We start from the raw sequence: 15,758 nt of genomic DNA, 5'->3' as shown, positions 1-15,758 counted from the left end.
CGTTGTATGATTTTTTGTGCGATGGCGCCCCGTCTCTTCTTTAAGGGTTGTATTTCTATTAATGAATGGTAGCGCTCATTTTTGGGACGAGAGGTCTAATTTCAGGGGCGAATGCCGAATATGGGGGATGGATAGGGATGTTTATTTATAAGCGCTAGGACAGATGCCCGTCTGTTTCCGAAAAAAAGCTGAAAAATTCTGCTGGGACCCGTAGCCGCAATAGTTTGAAACTTCCTTGACCGAATGCCCTGCAAGAAGTAGATCTTTTGCTTTTTGAATTATAAGCGTGTTCCAGGTCTGTCTGGGAGTCTCACCATAGACGGTTTTGTACAACTTATCCAATTTACTAATGTCAATCTGTAGCTGGTCGGCAATAACCTGTATGGAACAAGTGCTAAAAGTCTGCGTTACCTGATCCCTAATCATTCTCTTGGCCCTTTCGGCCAGGAACTGATCGGGATCTATCTTTTCATAGTGTTCAAAATTTTTGTAGATGGCGATATCAAATAGGTCATAGATAAGTTTTACAGCCATAGCTTCATTGTCTTTGTGATAATTGAAAAAATGCTCTTCAATTCTAGATAGCTGATAGCTTGTCTTTTCTTTGATTGGCCATGCGGCACTTTGATAGAGTCGTTTCTTGTCGCGGAGATGTGCTGTACTGAATTTGAATAGAAAATGGTCTTCTTTAAATATGGCTGACCGGATATATCCTATATCGACCAGAACACCGTAGATCAAATATTCTCCCTGCACCAGAAGCGTTTGCATCTTCCCTTTGGGAATGTAGGCATAAGTGTCATATCCAGCAGGCAGTTGCAGGTGACTATTATTTGCTGCATGTTCTATTTTAATGGTCGAAACGGAATGTCTATTATACAGCAGATGATAATCGGGTTTATTGGTTTGCACGGACAAATGAAATGTTCTTTGCACCTGAGCCTGCACGCGATAAAATATGACGCTATGATAATCAATGTATTCTTCTATCAATTGGATGTTCGCATCCTCATAGCGCTGTAGATGGGAATCGGGCAACTTAGGTGAAAAGGCTTTTACTTGCCTGGTAAATTGGGCCACCTTGGGCAATATAAAATCAAAAGTTTTGATCATTGGATATACGGTCAATCAGGTTTTATAAAGGGCTCAATCCATGTTTATAAAAGTAATATCGAGGTTTGAGAAGTAGCTAAAAAAATGATATATGACGTATTTCTGAGGAAATCATGCACCAAATTAGGGATATCTGACCTGTTCTCGTGTTCTTTATGACATCACTGTCAATTTGCTTTCTTTTTTTGTAACCTATCATTCTTTTTCTTTTTTTGAAGGATTTCAGCCACATTTGATCGTTAGCTTATACAATTTTAGTGGATACACAGCCAGCGGGAGTGGCCTGACCCGTATCGTTGCAGGCCGGTATTTAATTCAAATCAACATGAACGAGAACATGCAGACAAGTGATCAGATCGTCAATGTAGGGTTGATTTTGTCTCAGATGATGCAGCTATTTCCGGAAATGGGGGATGTCGTTGACGATGAAAAATGCTGATGCTGTTGACTGATTGAACAAGAACCTAAATTTTTTTTTAACCACAATTTAAATGAACAATAACCAATTGACCAAACCGTTTTGGTTTGCCAACGTATGGAATTTTTTTCCGGAATTTACTGTCGAAGATCTTGAACTGAATTACCTGAGATGGAGCGCTTACCGACAGTCTTTTGCCAAGATGCTGCACCCCGTCCACCTGGACCAAATGCTGGATGCCACGTGTCTTGAAAGGCTTCCAACTGATCTTACCGGGATTGTCATCTCTTTCCATTATGGCCCATACCGTCTGATACCGCGCTATCTGCTTGCGGCAGGCTATAAAATTACTGTACTCGCTTCGCCTAATATTATTAAAGAGGAACAAAAAGAGACTGAACAGCTGCTGCTGTATAACAATCTCGAAGCAGACAGCCTACGCTATATCGATGCTTCAAGACGTACAGTGCTCAAAAATATACTTTCGGCCCTAAATGAAAAGCGTTTGGTCTTGGTATACCTTGACGCGGACGAAGGGGCAAATCGCTTGGCTGTCAAAGAGCCCCGGGCCCTGTTAAAGGTCCCCGTTGCAGCTAGTAGACTGTATTTCCACGCGAGTATCGCCGAGCTTGCCTTCCGGTTTCATATTCCCCTCTCTTTTCTGCTGATGGAAAAAAATGTGAACAATGGCCTGTGGAATCTGGCTTTTTCAAAAAGGCTGCGCTGTAAAAGAGGGGAGCAACCCAACGGGTTTATGAAGAGGTTTAAGGGACAATTAAACAAGGTGATCACTAGGATCGTTATGAAGGATTGGACGGCATGGGAAAACTGGCCCTTGATTCATATTTATCATCCGGATTTTGAGGATAGAACGGTCGTTTTACAAGATGCACTGAGGTGGGTAATGCCTATATATGTACAAGAGCGTGCTTTCTTTTTCGACGTGAAAAACCGGGAATTTTTCGAATTAAAAAACGAGAAATTTGCTGAAAGGGTAAAAAGTATAAAATCAAGTAAATGAGGTGCTGTATAATTTCTTGATAAGGATTATGTTTCCTTTTAGCGAAATATTATTTTTAATTAATTTATTATTTATGTTTTGTTTTTTGTAATTTAAGTGTTCAAAGTACATTAATTATAGGGGAAAAATAATTTCGCCAACATTTTAAAGAGGATATCATGGAAGATAGACGGACCAAAATAACCCAGTTTTTCACGCGTAGATACATCTTATTTTTTATCGGAACAGGATTCTTGGTGCTGCTGCTGCTCAAAATGAATATTCATGTATGGCATCGATTGACCATGCGACATCTATTGGCCTTGACCGGACCCTACCTGTTTTCATTTACGCTCTATTGGCTTGCCATAAAAGTATTCCAAATGAGCGGTTTATATGGCAAGCTGCTCGTGGTCTTGTTGACTGGTGGTTGGTACTACCTGAGTATGGACTTTTGGGTCTATTATACCTATTCATGGCTCCCAGCGCATAGTATTTCTTTTATCGGTAAACTGACCGATTACCATTTGATGAAATTTCATGATCGTATAGCGATAGGCAATTTATTGGCACTGGAAACAGCCTTGCTTGTACATATCGTTTATAAATATTGTTCCTTTCGGCTAAGATTTCAATTGCTCACAATGGAATTGGAGGTCGGCAGGCTGGCAGGACGTCTTTCTAAGCACTTTGTGAAAGAATGGATCAAGATCGCGCAGCAGAATAAATTGCTGAACCGAAACGATACACTGGAACTATTCCGATATATCATCGCAGTGACAGCAAACCGAAAAGTCAAAGTAGCTATTGCTGAAGAATGGAAGCAGCTCAAGGTGATGGCCTCGTGTTTTACGGACCGCCTCATGCTATTTAAAGGGGAAGAAGTGCTCCTTGCGACCGATTGGAGCCGCTCTATCATTGCTGCATCGATGCTCTCGTGGTTTGAAAATGCGCTGAACTACAGTCCGCCGGGAACACAGGGCCAAATTATCATGGAATGGACCCGGGTAAATGGTCAGTTGCATTTCCAGATGATCAATCATGTCTGCGGAAAGCGCTCGGAAGGGCATACAGGGGAGGGCAATAAGTTGCTTCGGGAACTATTTGCTGCGGTATTGCCCGGAGCCTATCGGATTGAATATCGGGAACAACATTCCATTTTCAGTGTCCAGCTAACGCTGCTCCACAACTACCGGAAAGCGATTTAACGGAGTATTTTAAAAAATAATAGCGTATGCCAATAATCCCTATTCTTATCGTTGAAGATTTTCGACCTGATGCTGAGAAACTAAAAGCTCTTTTAGAAAAAACAGATTTGGATCTGCTAATTGATGTGGCGGATAATAAAAAAGATGCGTTGCGAAAAATCCACTCAGGCAAGTATGATGTACTCTTTATGGATATTGTGCTGAATCGGAGCGCTGAGGATATTGTGCTCAATGGAATGGATCTTTATGAGTCTATTGATGCGAAGAGAAGACCCGAGGTCGTATTTGTGACGGAGCATGAAGCGTTTTCGCTGCGCTCTTATCGTTTGGATGCGGCGGACTTTATGCCCAAACCGGCTACATTTGCGATGGTCTGTAGAGCGCTAGAAAATGCTTTTCGACGTTTGGCTGTTCCGATCAATCTCACGTTTAGGCCACAACCTGAATTTGCCTTTATCGAAATGTCTGATAAAATGTGTCAAAGAGTACAGTTCAGTGATATTTATTTCGTGCAGAAAGTGAAAGGGGACAATGAACTGGCTTTTTTCGAAAGAAATATGCGATTGGATGGGTTTGGCAAACCAGTGCCGAGAAAGGCAAAAAAGACCATAAAAGAAATTGTCGATTTTCTACCGGCAACCGAATTTGTTCAGGTGGATCAATCGACCCTAGTCAATATGAACTTTATTGTTTCCTTTTTGAAGAATAAAATTGTGATGAGTGAGGGTCCTCAGCGCTCGTTTGCCGTGACCCGTAGCTATATCAAGGAACTTCGGCAGAAGCTGCACGTGTTTGAATGAGCAGACGGATAAGTAGGGAGGGATGAATTAAACTGAATTAATAAACCGAATGATAGTCCAAATAAACAAAGATTATGGAAAAATTTTTTGAAGAAGTTCGATCCGAATTACGCGCGCTCGTACAGGCTGTGCAGGTAATCGCCACGGAAGCGCAGCATTTAAGCCAAAACCTGGCCGATAGCGCGGTGGAAATATTGGATAATACCGATCTTAAGGCATTGCTGCATATACGGGATACTAAATTGGGGCAAATCAAAGCCCAGCTCCCGATTTACAATCTCGACGGCAAAGATTATTACTTTAAAAATGAGATTGCAGCTCACATCAGGGCAAACCCCAAAAAGCAGAAATAGCAAAGGAGATCTAATTGCCCGGATTTTATATGGACCGGATCTGGGCAATTATGTGCTTCACCCTAGCCTCGCACAAGAAACATACTACAACAACTAAACGATGACCCTTTCTAAGCCCTTGTTAAGCACAAGGATAACATAAGCCAGGGGCATCTCGCCGCCACATACCGTTGGATTCATCTGTTTAACCGTTTTTAAACATTTTCCGTCAGATTTAACCGTATTTCCCCGCATCTGTTTGACGCTATTGACATCGCTTGATTTCGAGTGCATATTTGTATCGTCAAGGCAATGATGGGCGCCCTTCGTTTTGACATTAGACAGATTATTTAACATTTAGAAACAAACGTAATGGCAAAATCAAAAGGTAATATCGTCATGGAGGGAGCATCGGGGACAGTAGGCAAAATGCTCGTATTCCGGCAACGTGGCAATCAGACAATCATTGCCCGCAGACCGACTTTTCAAAATAAGAAAGCACCCACAATTAAACAGCTTGCTGTACAGAATCGCTTTATTGATGCATCGTTGTACGCCCGTACGGCGATACAGGATCCTGACCTAAAGGCGGCCTATCAGGCCAAGGCAAATATTAATCAGACGGCCTATAATGTAGCCTTTAAAGATTACTTTACGGCACCGGTGATTCGTCGTTGGGACGATAGTAGTTATCAAGGTAACGAAACGGATCAGATCTTTTTTATGGTGAAGGATGTGATGAAGGTGGTGAAAGTAGAGGTCGGAATTTTCGATTCAAATGACTTGGAGCTGGAGGTAGGGATGGCGCAGGACATGGACGGACAAGGGATATCGTGGATGTACCAGGTGCAGACCGATAATCCGAATTTCGAAAATGCGAAGTACCGGGTTACACTGACGGATACGCCCGGGCATGAATATACGTATGAATTAGTATATGGCAATCCGTAAGGTATGGAGCTGACACTAAAACGTTTTCGGCAGGGGAATAATAGTACCCTGTCCGAACTCTACATCGACGGAACCTTCCAGTGTTATGGTCTTGAGGACACCGTGCGCGATGTAAAGATAAAAGGTCGGACAGCTATTCCCGCGGGAACCTACAAACTCGGGATCAACAGGAACGGCGGGATGAATACCGCTTACAAAAAGCGTTTTCCGGATATGCACGAAGGTATGATCGAAATTAGGGCTATTCCCAATTTCAGTCTCGTTTACATCCATATCGGCAATACGCATGACGATACGGAAGGCTGCCTGCTGGTTGGAACCTATTTTCATAAAAGTTATGACGACTGGGGGGTATATCAATCGGCCGAAGCGTATAAACAGTTGTATAGGACAATTATTGAACGGGTAAAAATTGGGCAGGTCACTTTAAAAATCGAGAATAAATTTTCGCGATAAGGCTGACCAAGAACACGTAAGATCAATGAAAAGAATCGTAAATAAAATCGCAAAGGTGCTGCAGGTAATTCTGCTGGCACCTGTTAAATTGCCAAATAAGGCGTTGAATGTTGTTAAATATATCGCGCTAGGGCTTGGCATTGTGGAGTCCGTTCTAGAAAAAGATACGGACAGACCGGCGAATGAAAAGACAGCTGCTTCGGCAGATTTGCTGGACGGGAGCCGACAGGACGACGATCCGGATAAGGATAAAAAAGCGGTCAAACGGATCCGCAGGAAGGGGGGAGCCGATGCGCTGGAGTGATATTAAACTTTCTACCATTGGTGGAACCGTTTGTGGGGTCTGGGCATCATTTTCAGTGGGCGGGCTACTGTACAGTGCATTGACAGCGCTTGTAGGGACACTAGCCAGCTTTTTGTTGAGCCGGTTGTTAAATCGTATGTTCAGGAAGAAATAGAATTTAGGCATCTGCATAAGCAGGTGCCTATGCCTTTAAAATCAGGTACCCTTACCTCATTTTGTAAATCGCTGTATTGGGAAATGATTGTATTAATTCATGAAGCTCATTCCTTAAAGAGTGACCAGAGGAAATTTTATCATAGTTCAAAATGACATTCGTCAGATTTGATGGCCAAGCGTACCTTGTTATCAAAATTCTATCAAACGCTTTTATTGAGGCAAAAAGGAGACTAAATTGATGCGCTAAGATTACCTGATACTTAAACCAGATCAATTTTCCTGTTTCAGATGTTCGATTTCTTCGATCAGCTCGCCTGCTGTCTCTTGCTTCAATACCCTCATGACATAGATCTCATTGACAAAATTGACGATAGCGACCAAGATCGGGGTAGCAAAAAGTAGGCCTAAGGGGCCTGTGAGTGTGCCCATTAGCAACTGAAAAAAGAGTACCATAGCAGGCGGTAAGGACAGCATTTTCTTTTGGACAAAAGGTGCGAATAGGGCAGATTCTATAATTTGAACGCCAACAAAAATGGCTATAATATACAAGGCCGTTGCGGGGCTATCCAGCAGACCGACCAATGCAGCGGGTACCAGTGCCAGTGTAGGACCTAAATTGGGAATGAAGGTCAACATTCCTGCGATCAAGGCCAAAATTAACCAAAGGTCGATACCTAAAATAAGCAATGAAATCGCGGTGAGTGTAAAAACAAAGAGCATATCCAACAGCTGTACTTTCAACCATATTTTCAGTTGCTCTCCTACTTTATCTAACACCGTTTCGACGGTTTGCTTGTTTTGATCTGGAAAGAGGCTGAGGATGCCGATCATATATTCTCTGGGGGAGATCATAATAAATATGCCCAAAAATAGGAAAGCGTAAAGGTCTCCAAAAAAGCCAAAGGTGCCGCTGAACACCTGGGGCAAATGCTGAATGACGGTATTCACCTGATCTTCGGCACTGTCAATGTTGTCGATGAGATAAGAACCCCAGTTTGTATTGGCAAGGTAACGCTGTAAATTGTCAATCATTTCGGGTAATGTGGCAGCAAGTTCTTTATACTGGGTTACCGCAGTATTGCCAATAAAATAGGATATGCCACTACAGAAGACAACCACCCAAACGATAGCGAGTAACAAGGATACCTTGGTATGGCAGCCTGTCCATTGCCTTATTTTGGCAGAGATGGCATGAAAAAGTATAGAAAATAGTATTCCACCAAATAGCAAGAGTAATAACGTGGTTGCTTTGACGAATAGAACGGTCATCATCAAAAAGAGTAAAACAACGATACATACAGCTGCAGTTTTTTTGTAAATATAAGTCATAGGCAATTTGAGCATAAAAATGAATTTGTTTTCTACGAAATACGGATGATTGAAAAAAAGGTGAACTCTACAGATAACATGCTACCGTTAGGATTTGTTTGAATAGATCGCAAAACGCAGTGGTTTGCTAAATATATTAGTTTTTTTTATTGTTATTTGTTATCTTAGTATTGTTAACCAGTTAATAAATCAAGATGAGCCAAAGATCAAGACGGGTAGATGATCCCTTGTGGAAATCTATCCTGGAGCAAACATTTTCGCATTTTTTACGATTTATTTTTCCGAATGCTGATGCTATTTTTGATTTGAGCAAACCCTTCGATTATCTGGACAAAGAGTTTGAGCAATTATTCCCTCCGGAAAGTAATGGCAAGGGGGTCCGTTATGTAGACAAGCTTGTAAAAGTTTTCTTAAAGGATGGCAGGGAACAGTTTATACTGTGTCATGTAGAGATACAGAGCAATAAAGGCAGGGGCGATTTGGCCGAACGTATGTTCCGTTATTTTTATAGAATATGGGATCGTTACAAAGTTCCAATTACAGCTATTGCAATCTTGGCAGATGACAACAAAGGTTATCAGCCGGAGGTCTTTACCCAGGAGTTTATGGGAACATCATTGCGCTACGACTTTAACAGTTACAAGATCCTCCATCAGGAGGAGTCGGAATTAAGAGCCAATGAGAACCCATTTTCTGTGATTGTCTTAACCGCACTTTTGGCCATATTAAACAAGAAAGTGACCGATGAGGGATTGAAAGAAATCAAGCATGATCTCTATGATGAGATGATGAAAAGGGAGATGGATAAGGACACTCGGCAGGGGCTATATGATTATCATTGATTTAATTTTTTTTAATAGGAAATGATGCTGTTATGAGCTAAGCTCATAACGGTTTCTAACTTACTACGTAAGTTTTGATAATGAGGAAGTTTTGGGTATATTTCCTCAAAAGATTAGTTCAAAATGGCAGAGGAGAGATCGATAAATTACTTTTTGTATGCAATTTATCTAAGTTTGAACAAGAGATAAAAACAAAAATAGGAAGGAGCGATACTATGGGCACTCAAGAATATTTATTAGATAAGGCTGAAAAAAAAGGCATTCAGAAAGGCATTCAGAAAGGTAAGATTGAAGGTAAGATTGAAATGCTTAGAGAGCTAGGTTTTACTATTGCTGAAATATGCCAAAAACTTGGTCTTTCCAATGGTGAGGTTGAGAAATATTTCAAAGGAGCATAGAAACTGTATTGGTCTCCATCTTTCAGTTAGATCAGATGTAGGGCTTGAAAAAAGTAGATAACGTAGGCATAGAGAAAGGCAATATGTAACGAGATCTGGAAAGCATCATTGAGATGCTTTCCAGCTTTGAAATAATTTAAATTTTTCCGTTAAAACGGTAGAAATATCGCTATACAGCGTTTCATCAAATAAAATATCATTTAGAAACTGATCTGTGGCGCTAAAATTCTGCTCATAAATCTGTTCAAACACTTCATCCTGATTTAAAATATCTAATATGATAGTGCGAATGTAAAGCGATACACGATTACCTTCAGGATCTTTTAGTATTCTATTTGTAGTAATATGATATAAAAAACTGGAGAGCTGATCAATAGCTACCAATTGATTTTTCCAAAGATGACTCTTGAGATCATGTTCAACAAAATCCAAAATAGTTTCTGCATCTCCTTTTAGTGGCAACTGATATACATCATCAGTAAGTCGTAGAAACCGGCTGTCAAACAACCATTTGATAATCGAAGTGTGTGCTCGTCTTAAAAATGGAAAGTTCTCAAAATTATTTTTTCGATCATAGAAAACTCGGCTTACAATTTCTGATTCTTGACGTATCGATATCCAGCTATTATAGGATAGCTGGTTTTTTGAACTTTTAGTATAGTTCAAAACAAGGATTTTTTCTTCCTCTATGGACAATTTATAGCTCCAGGTGTCATCATTAATATGCACTGGTGGACCCATTGACATTTCTGTCTCTTCCCGAGATGCGCTCGGTGGAGGGAGTACATCCCAAAATTCTTCAGGTTTGGGATCAGGATGTTTATCAGAATGTTCTCTATGAGTGAAAATGATGCTGGATAAGTAAGCTTTAAATTTATAATTGTCGTTACGAGGGCTAATTGGTGGCTGATAATGATCATTAATAATATCGTAAGCAAACCAAAATGATATATTTAATGATTTAGAAATAATGCTTTTTGTCCCCTGATTGCTAGTGATTGTTTTTGGCAACTTTCCTAAACCATGATGTTCAAAAAACTGTACCAAAGAGGTATCTGTTGAGGCTAGCCCAACTAATTTGATTAACTCGCTCTGTTTAAATCCACTCATAAATATGTTTATATTTTTAAATCAATACATTATTTAACATAAGAGCTTAATGATTTGCAGCGGATACACTCATCATATGGAGTGTGAAGACACGCAAGCTCTTTATCTGAGTAATACAATAATACAAAATGGCAAGTTTATCTGGGCTTGTTAATCTACAATTGGTAAGGTTGAATTTGTATTTGGTATATCCCAAGCGATTTTCTCGAGCATGCTAATAATATTGAGAATTTTGAAGGTTATACGTAAGCTGTTAAAACCATCTCCGAAAAGGAGTGGCTTTAATGAATTCAAGCTTCTGTAATTTATATTGCACATAGGGATTAAATGATTAACTTTAGGAAAACCAACAGCCTAGATATGAAACTTACATTACTTTCTTTTTTTTATTTGTTCTTTTTATCTTTTGCTACGGCACAATTATCTACTGAAAAAACGCCGAAGGCCGATCCAAATGGCTGGATAACGCAGCAGTTGGCTAAAGCTAAAGTGAAAAAAAGTCTTACTTCGTATAAAAAGAATTTCTTTCAATTTGATACTGTGCGCATCATCGGATTTATCGAAGATTATAGTCCTGCATTAGAATTTACAAGTGGTATTATTTATAGCAGTAATGAGCTGACGCGGGAAGATTATCCTACCACTGTAAAGATTCATCCAGATGGCCGTTTTGAAGCGAGTTACTTAGCGACCAACCCAAAGCTCGCTTATATTCGGTTTAAAGATAACCTATTTGATTATTATATCGAACCAGGGCAAACACTAGCCTTGCGATTTAAAATGACTACAGATCAAAATGTAGCACTAATAGGTTATGAAGGTCCGCTTGCTGCTGATAATCAGCAGTTCAAAGATTTCAATTGGGGAAAGAATCCACGCGCCTTTTATCAAGGTCTGGAAAAAATGTTGAAAGAGCATACTATTTCAGCAAGCAAAAAGCAGGTTGTTGCGGAATGGGATTCGGTGCAAAATGATGTAAACAAGCGTTTGGCAAAATCCAACTTCTCCGTCAAGTTAAAAAACCTGATCCGAACGGATGTTGCGCTCTATTATGCGGTTCAATTAATGAATATGGATATGTATCGAAGTAGTTATTTAAGGAGCAATCCGACAAATACCTTCCTGCAAGAGCCACTCCCCAATGATTATTTTGATTTTATAGGGCGCTTAGACCTTAATGATCCGGCTATTTTGTCACAAAATGAATTTTCTACCTTTATCAACCGATTCGAGTATTCAACACTATTTAGTCGTGATGCCTTAAATGGTAAACGCCAAAAGGCTTTCTATTTTGTATTGGATTCGGCAAATCGAAAAGCAAACCTTACTATAGCCAATACGTTGGTCTCTGAAGTAGCAAAACTACGTACATTACAATCTGCACTAAATGGGGCTACCGATGCAGCCGCGATAGCAAAAACTACTGATCAGTTGCGGGCCATATTGACGAACGAGGATCTACAAGGTGAAGCGCTCAGTCTGGCAGACCGTGTATGGAAGTCCAGAAACGGCTATGTACTGCCCCAAACCGATGCCGCCTCCGTTTTTAAAAAAATGACAGATAAGTATCGTGGTAAAGTCGTTGTTGTGGACTTTTGGGCACAGTGGTGCGGTCCCTGCCGATCGGGTATCGAATCAATGCAGGGGAAACGCCTAAAACTCAAAGATCATCCGAATGTGGTGTTTGTTTTTATAACAGATAGTGAAGGTACTCCTGATATGGAGTTTTATAAAGACTATATTGTTAAAAATAGTATGTTTGAATCTTATCGGGTTTCTGCCGATGAATATAGGGCATTACGCGAATTATTTAAATTTAACGGAATTCCGCGCTACGTACTCATGGATCCGGATGGCAGAATTAGAAATGATAATTTTCAAATGCATAACCTGACAACTGAGCTCCCAAAAAACTATCCGCAGCTGTTTACGTATCAATTCATGGAAGGGATTTGATTTCCTGTTTTTTATTATGGGCCATTTCCCAAACGGATTGGCTTTGCCTACATCATGACTTGCTCAGAAGAAACAGGGATGATTGAATCAAGGGTTGAACGTAAAAACGACGAAGAGCCCAGTTGTACTTAAAATCAGACTGGGCTCTATTCGTTTAAATCGGTTTTTTACGTCCTTTAATAACCTGGATTTTGTGTCAGACTATTATTGCCGGCAATGGCTTGATTGGGTACGGGAAAACGATTCAGATGTGCCGAAGTACTTGGATTATGATCCCACCATTTTTCTGTGGTGAATGCTTTCCATCGGATCAAATCGGTACGCCGGCGTCCTTCGCCTAAAAATTCAATACTCCATTCATCCAGAATACGGTACTTGTCTATATTGGCTACAGTTACGGGATTAGGATCCTGCTCTTGCGCAAAATTCCGTTTTCGGACGGTATTGAATAGTGCTGGAAAATCTCTCGAAAGAAGACCTTCTCAAGGTCATTTCCAGTCGTGACCACGCTCTTTCCGAGCGAGACGAAAAGATAGATTATCTGGAAGCGCAGCTTGCCATGACAAACGTATGCAGTTCGGTCAGAAGCGCGAACGTTTTGAGCCTGATCCCAATCAGACGATGCTTCCATTTGAAGCTCCATGTGCAGAAGTAGAGCAGCAAGAGCAAGAAATCAAGGAAAAAATCGAATACTTACGTAAACGCCCTAACCATAAAGGACGTGCGAAATTGCCCGCACATCTTCCTGTGGAAGAAATTGAGATCCACCCAGAAGGCGAGCTGTCTGAAATGGTGTGTATCGGCAAAGAAATCACCGAAGAGCTGGAGTGTGAACCGGCAAAGTTCTATATCAAACGTTATATCCGTTATAAATATGCAGCCAAAGATAAATCTGGCGTATCCATGGCAGAACTTCCTGAGCGGGTAACCGATAAAGGCATCCCCGGGGCAGGCCTGCTGGCGATGATCCTAACACATAAGTATATGGATCACCTCCCATTATACCGCCAAAAGCAGATCTTCGCAAGGGAAAACATACAGATCCCCTCATCAACGACCGAGGGTTGGACAAAACAGGCACTCGAAAAACTAGCCCCCCTCTATGAGCAGCTTATCTTCCAGAGCAAAACACAGGGATATTTACAGGTTGATGAGACACCGATAAAAGTACTGGACAGCGATAAAAAAGGAGCTGCCCATACCGGTTATTATTGGGTCTATCACGCTCAATTGGATGGTATCGTGCTATTTGATTATAGTCCCACCCGTGGTGGCGCTGCTGCCGTGCCCATGCTTGGAAACTTTAAAGGATATCTCCAGACGGATGGATATGGTGTTTATGAAAAGTATGCCAAAAGAAAGAGGTGACACACCTGGCCTGCTGGGCACACGCGCGCCGTGAGTTCGAAAAAGCTTTGGAGAATGACAGACCCAGAGCAGAAAAAGCGCTGTTGATGATACAGCAGCTATATACTATCGAGCGAAAAGCAAAACAGGATAATCTTTCCCCAGAAAAGATAAAGGAACTACGGCTGGAAGGATCCTTGCCTATAATCAATGATCTGGGCAAGTGGATCTTTGAAGAGACAAAGAATACGCTCCCTAAAAGCCATTTCCGAAAAGGAGTGGCTTTTTCGATGCTCTTATTTATTGGGGTATTTAAAATTCATTCCCTTCTAATGAAGACTCATTATCTTCTTGATTAGTAATAGTTTGTAAAGCACTTAAAATTTTGAGTTTCAGGGATTCATTATAATCGTCTTCAAATAAAATTGATTGAATTATTTCTTCCAAAAAATCACGGTCGATTATGTTGTCTGCAACGCAAACCGCTATATTTTCCATTTCCCTTATAAATTTCGTGACTATATGGTCGAAGCCATTTAATTCTAAAAAACTAGCCCCAACTCCTATAGAAGTTCTTTTATTTCCATCATGGAAGGCATGTAACTTATTGATTGAAAAAACCAAGTGGGTAAGTTTGTTCTCAAATTCTGGGTAATATAGGTCGTCTTTCACCTTTTCTATTACGCTAGCAATATAGCCTATATTTTTTACTCCAGGTAATCCGCCAGAAATTGATATAATTGTATCATGAATGCCGATGACTTGTTCGATAGTCTCAATGTAAATATACATAGTTAGCGATCTTTTAGTCTCTTAAATACGTCCTGATTTTCTTCTAGTCTTTTTGTCAAAAAAGCACTCTGCTCTCCAAGAAATTTATCGAAATCTTCCTCCGAAACTTCCTTGACGTATTCGATCAACCTTTCGTGTAATGCATCACGAAAGGCAAGATCCCTACTCGCCATTTTGCTCCGGGCTTCACCTATTGAAGCTTCCATCATATCTTCTGCTCTTTCAGCAAAATCATTGAAGAGTTCGTGGGCTTCCGTTAAACTTAATTTTTCGCCTTTTTTATTAAATGCTCTTTCCAATTCTTTTGCAAAGGCATTTTCATAATCTGAAACAATTCTTAAGACATCTGAATAAAACGTTGATCGGACGCTTTCTTTTGATCTTAAGCGTAAAATTTTTTTATATTCACTGGCATTCTCCTTAAATATGCTCTTATATACTTTATCTGTTAATTGAGAATATTTGAAGTTGTTTGGGTGAATATAATGATCTATTGCATCGGTGAATTTTTGCCTGTAGTTAAATTCATCCATTGCAGTTATAATGTATTGTTGCTCTCTTTGATTAATGTATTTTGTATGACCATTAGTTTTTTGATATAGGACATCGATTACAATATCTAGAATCATAGATCTAATTTGACGGGCTTTATCAGAGTCATTTAGCAACATGCCTATATTTAAAAATGCTTTAAAATTAAAGATACCTAATGACGGGGATTTGTTAATTTCGTCTTTATTTTTAACATTTTGGGTACCTAAGTATTGAGCCTTGAATATGCGTAACCGCTCGTTAGTTAATACCTCATAGCCATTTTCTGTGATTTCCCCCTCATTATTTTCCAAAATTCTTTCAATTGTTCGTATATCAACTTCATAAAAATCAGAAACTTGTTGTTTTGTGAATCTATACTTTTTTTCAAACATAATTCCTGGATAATCTATTTGTTGATAGATCTCTTTTATGGCGACGTTGTTATTAAGTATATTTCTTCTTTGAATCAGAGATGTTGTTAAGTCGGATATCATGTGAAATCAATATTAGGATATAAAAATACGGTTAAAATATTGGAAAACAAGTTATTGTGTCATTTGGTTGGGGGATGTCTCCGACATCTGTGTCGGGGACATCATTGTTTTTAAGTGTAAGATGCTAATTTTCAGATGATTAATTGGAGCGTCGTCACACTTCTATTCTCTTACTAATATCTCTTCAATTGAGCGTTCTTAGGAATGCTAAAATACCC

Annotated in this window: 16 protein-coding genes and 2 pseudogenes; 11 read left to right on the top strand and 7 right to left on the bottom strand. The window is 40.0% G+C overall.

Annotation, left to right across the window (positions count from 1 at the left end; genetic code table 11):
- Positions 1-141: 141 nt before the first annotated feature.
- On the bottom strand, positions 142-1,113 hold the full coding sequence (locus J2X77_RS03035; protein WP_310078934.1) for a helix-turn-helix domain-containing protein: 972 nt from the start codon (positions 1,111-1,113) through the stop codon (positions 142-144).
- 491 nt (positions 1,114-1,604) lie between these two features.
- Here J2X77_RS03035 and J2X77_RS03030 point away from each other — a divergent pair, with 491 nt between their 5' ends.
- From J2X77_RS03030 to J2X77_RS03015, 4 genes are all read left to right on the top strand, one after another.
- A complete protein-coding gene (locus tag J2X77_RS03030; protein WP_310078932.1) occupies positions 1,605-2,552 on the top strand; it encodes a hypothetical protein in 948 nt (315 codons plus the stop codon).
- Between the two features lie 158 nt (positions 2,553-2,710).
- Positions 2,711-3,739, top strand: a complete 1,029-nt coding sequence (locus J2X77_RS03025; RefSeq protein ID WP_310078930.1) for a hypothetical protein — start codon at positions 2,711-2,713, stop codon at positions 3,737-3,739.
- A 26-nt stretch (positions 3,740-3,765) separates the two neighbouring features.
- Positions 3,766-4,539 (top strand): LytTR family DNA-binding domain-containing protein, encoded by a 774-nt coding sequence (locus J2X77_RS03020; protein ID WP_209579324.1) that lies wholly within the window; start codon positions 3,766-3,768, stop codon positions 4,537-4,539.
- Positions 4,540-4,613: 74 nt separating this feature from the next.
- The gene (locus J2X77_RS03015; RefSeq protein ID WP_115045852.1) at positions 4,614-4,892 is read left to right on the top strand and encodes a hypothetical protein; all 279 of its coding nucleotides are present in this window, start codon (positions 4,614-4,616) and stop codon (positions 4,890-4,892) included.
- Positions 4,893-4,985: 93 nt separating this feature from the next.
- Here J2X77_RS03015 and J2X77_RS03010 read toward each other — a convergent pair whose 3' ends face one another.
- Positions 4,986-5,165 carry a hypothetical protein gene (locus J2X77_RS03010; RefSeq protein ID WP_209579325.1) on the bottom strand — a complete coding sequence of 60 codons (180 nt, stop codon included), beginning with the start codon at positions 5,163-5,165 and terminating at the stop codon, positions 4,986-4,988.
- Positions 5,166-5,243: 78 nt separating this feature from the next.
- On the opposite strand from J2X77_RS03010, the gene J2X77_RS03005 reads away from it, so the two are divergent.
- The 3 genes from J2X77_RS03005 to J2X77_RS02995 are packed head-to-tail and all read left to right on the top strand — an operon-like array spanning position 5,244 to position 6,582.
- Complete coding sequence (locus tag J2X77_RS03005; protein WP_310078924.1) at positions 5,244-5,822, top strand: hypothetical protein; 579 nt, start codon at positions 5,244-5,246, stop codon at positions 5,820-5,822.
- A gap of 3 nt (positions 5,823-5,825) precedes the next feature.
- Positions 5,826-6,278, top strand: a complete 453-nt coding sequence (locus tag J2X77_RS03000; protein WP_310078922.1) for a DUF5675 family protein — start codon at positions 5,826-5,828, stop codon at positions 6,276-6,278.
- 25 nt (positions 6,279-6,303) lie between these two features.
- Positions 6,304-6,582, top strand: coding sequence for a hypothetical protein (locus tag J2X77_RS02995; protein WP_310078920.1), 279 nt, complete (start codon positions 6,304-6,306; stop codon positions 6,580-6,582).
- 426 nt (positions 6,583-7,008) lie between these two features.
- Here the strand turns inward: J2X77_RS02995 and J2X77_RS02990 are convergent, their stop codons facing one another.
- A complete protein-coding gene (locus J2X77_RS02990; protein WP_310078918.1) occupies positions 7,009-8,067 on the bottom strand; it encodes an AI-2E family transporter in 1,059 nt (352 codons plus the stop codon).
- Between the two features lie 194 nt (positions 8,068-8,261).
- Between J2X77_RS02990 and J2X77_RS02985 the strand changes: the two genes are divergently transcribed.
- A complete protein-coding gene (locus tag J2X77_RS02985; RefSeq protein ID WP_310078917.1) occupies positions 8,262-8,909 on the top strand; it encodes a hypothetical protein in 648 nt (215 codons plus the stop codon).
- An 80-nt stretch (positions 8,910-8,989) separates the two neighbouring features.
- Complete coding sequence (locus J2X77_RS02980) at positions 8,990-9,307, top strand: hypothetical protein (RefSeq protein ID WP_209579332.1); 318 nt, start codon at positions 8,990-8,992, stop codon at positions 9,305-9,307.
- A 105-nt stretch (positions 9,308-9,412) separates the two neighbouring features.
- Here the strand turns inward: J2X77_RS02980 and J2X77_RS02975 are convergent, their stop codons facing one another.
- The gene (locus J2X77_RS02975; protein ID WP_310078914.1) at positions 9,413-10,417 is read right to left on the bottom strand and encodes a hypothetical protein; all 1,005 of its coding nucleotides are present in this window, start codon (positions 10,415-10,417) and stop codon (positions 9,413-9,415) included.
- 360 nt (positions 10,418-10,777) lie between these two features.
- Between J2X77_RS02975 and J2X77_RS02970 the strand changes: the two genes are divergently transcribed.
- Positions 10,778-12,373, top strand: coding sequence for a TlpA disulfide reductase family protein (locus J2X77_RS02970; protein ID WP_209579334.1), 1,596 nt, complete (start codon positions 10,778-10,780; stop codon positions 12,371-12,373).
- 176 nt (positions 12,374-12,549) lie between these two features.
- Here the strand turns inward: J2X77_RS02970 and J2X77_RS02965 are convergent.
- Positions 12,550-12,810: pseudogene (locus J2X77_RS02965) on the bottom strand (RagB/SusD family nutrient uptake outer membrane protein); the annotation flags it as partial.
- Between the two features lie 133 nt (positions 12,811-12,943).
- Between J2X77_RS02965 and tnpC the strand changes: the two are divergent.
- Positions 12,944-14,079: pseudogene (tnpC, locus tag J2X77_RS02960) on the top strand (IS66 family transposase).
- On the opposite strand, the gene J2X77_RS02950 reads toward tnpC, so the two are convergent.
- Together J2X77_RS02950 and J2X77_RS02945 are read right to left on the bottom strand one after the other, a co-directional pair.
- Positions 14,033-14,512 carry a type II toxin-antitoxin system death-on-curing family toxin gene (locus J2X77_RS02950; protein ID WP_209579337.1) on the bottom strand — a complete coding sequence of 160 codons (480 nt, stop codon included), beginning with the start codon at positions 14,510-14,512 and terminating at the stop codon, positions 14,033-14,035. The pseudogene tnpC and the gene J2X77_RS02950 overlap by 47 nt on opposite strands.
- Before the next feature lie 2 nt (positions 14,513-14,514).
- Entirely contained in the window at positions 14,515-15,540 is a 1,026-nt protein-coding gene (locus tag J2X77_RS02945; RefSeq protein WP_209579338.1) for a hypothetical protein, read from the bottom strand.
- Positions 15,541-15,758: the final 218 nt, after the last annotated feature.

The sequence above is a fragment of the Sphingobacterium sp. 2149 genome (assembly GCF_031455655.1).
Taxonomy (GTDB): Bacteria; Bacteroidota; Bacteroidia; order Sphingobacteriales; family Sphingobacteriaceae; genus Sphingobacterium.
Note: the sequence above shows the minus strand (reverse complement) of the source record. Positions and strands in the feature narration are given on the sequence as shown.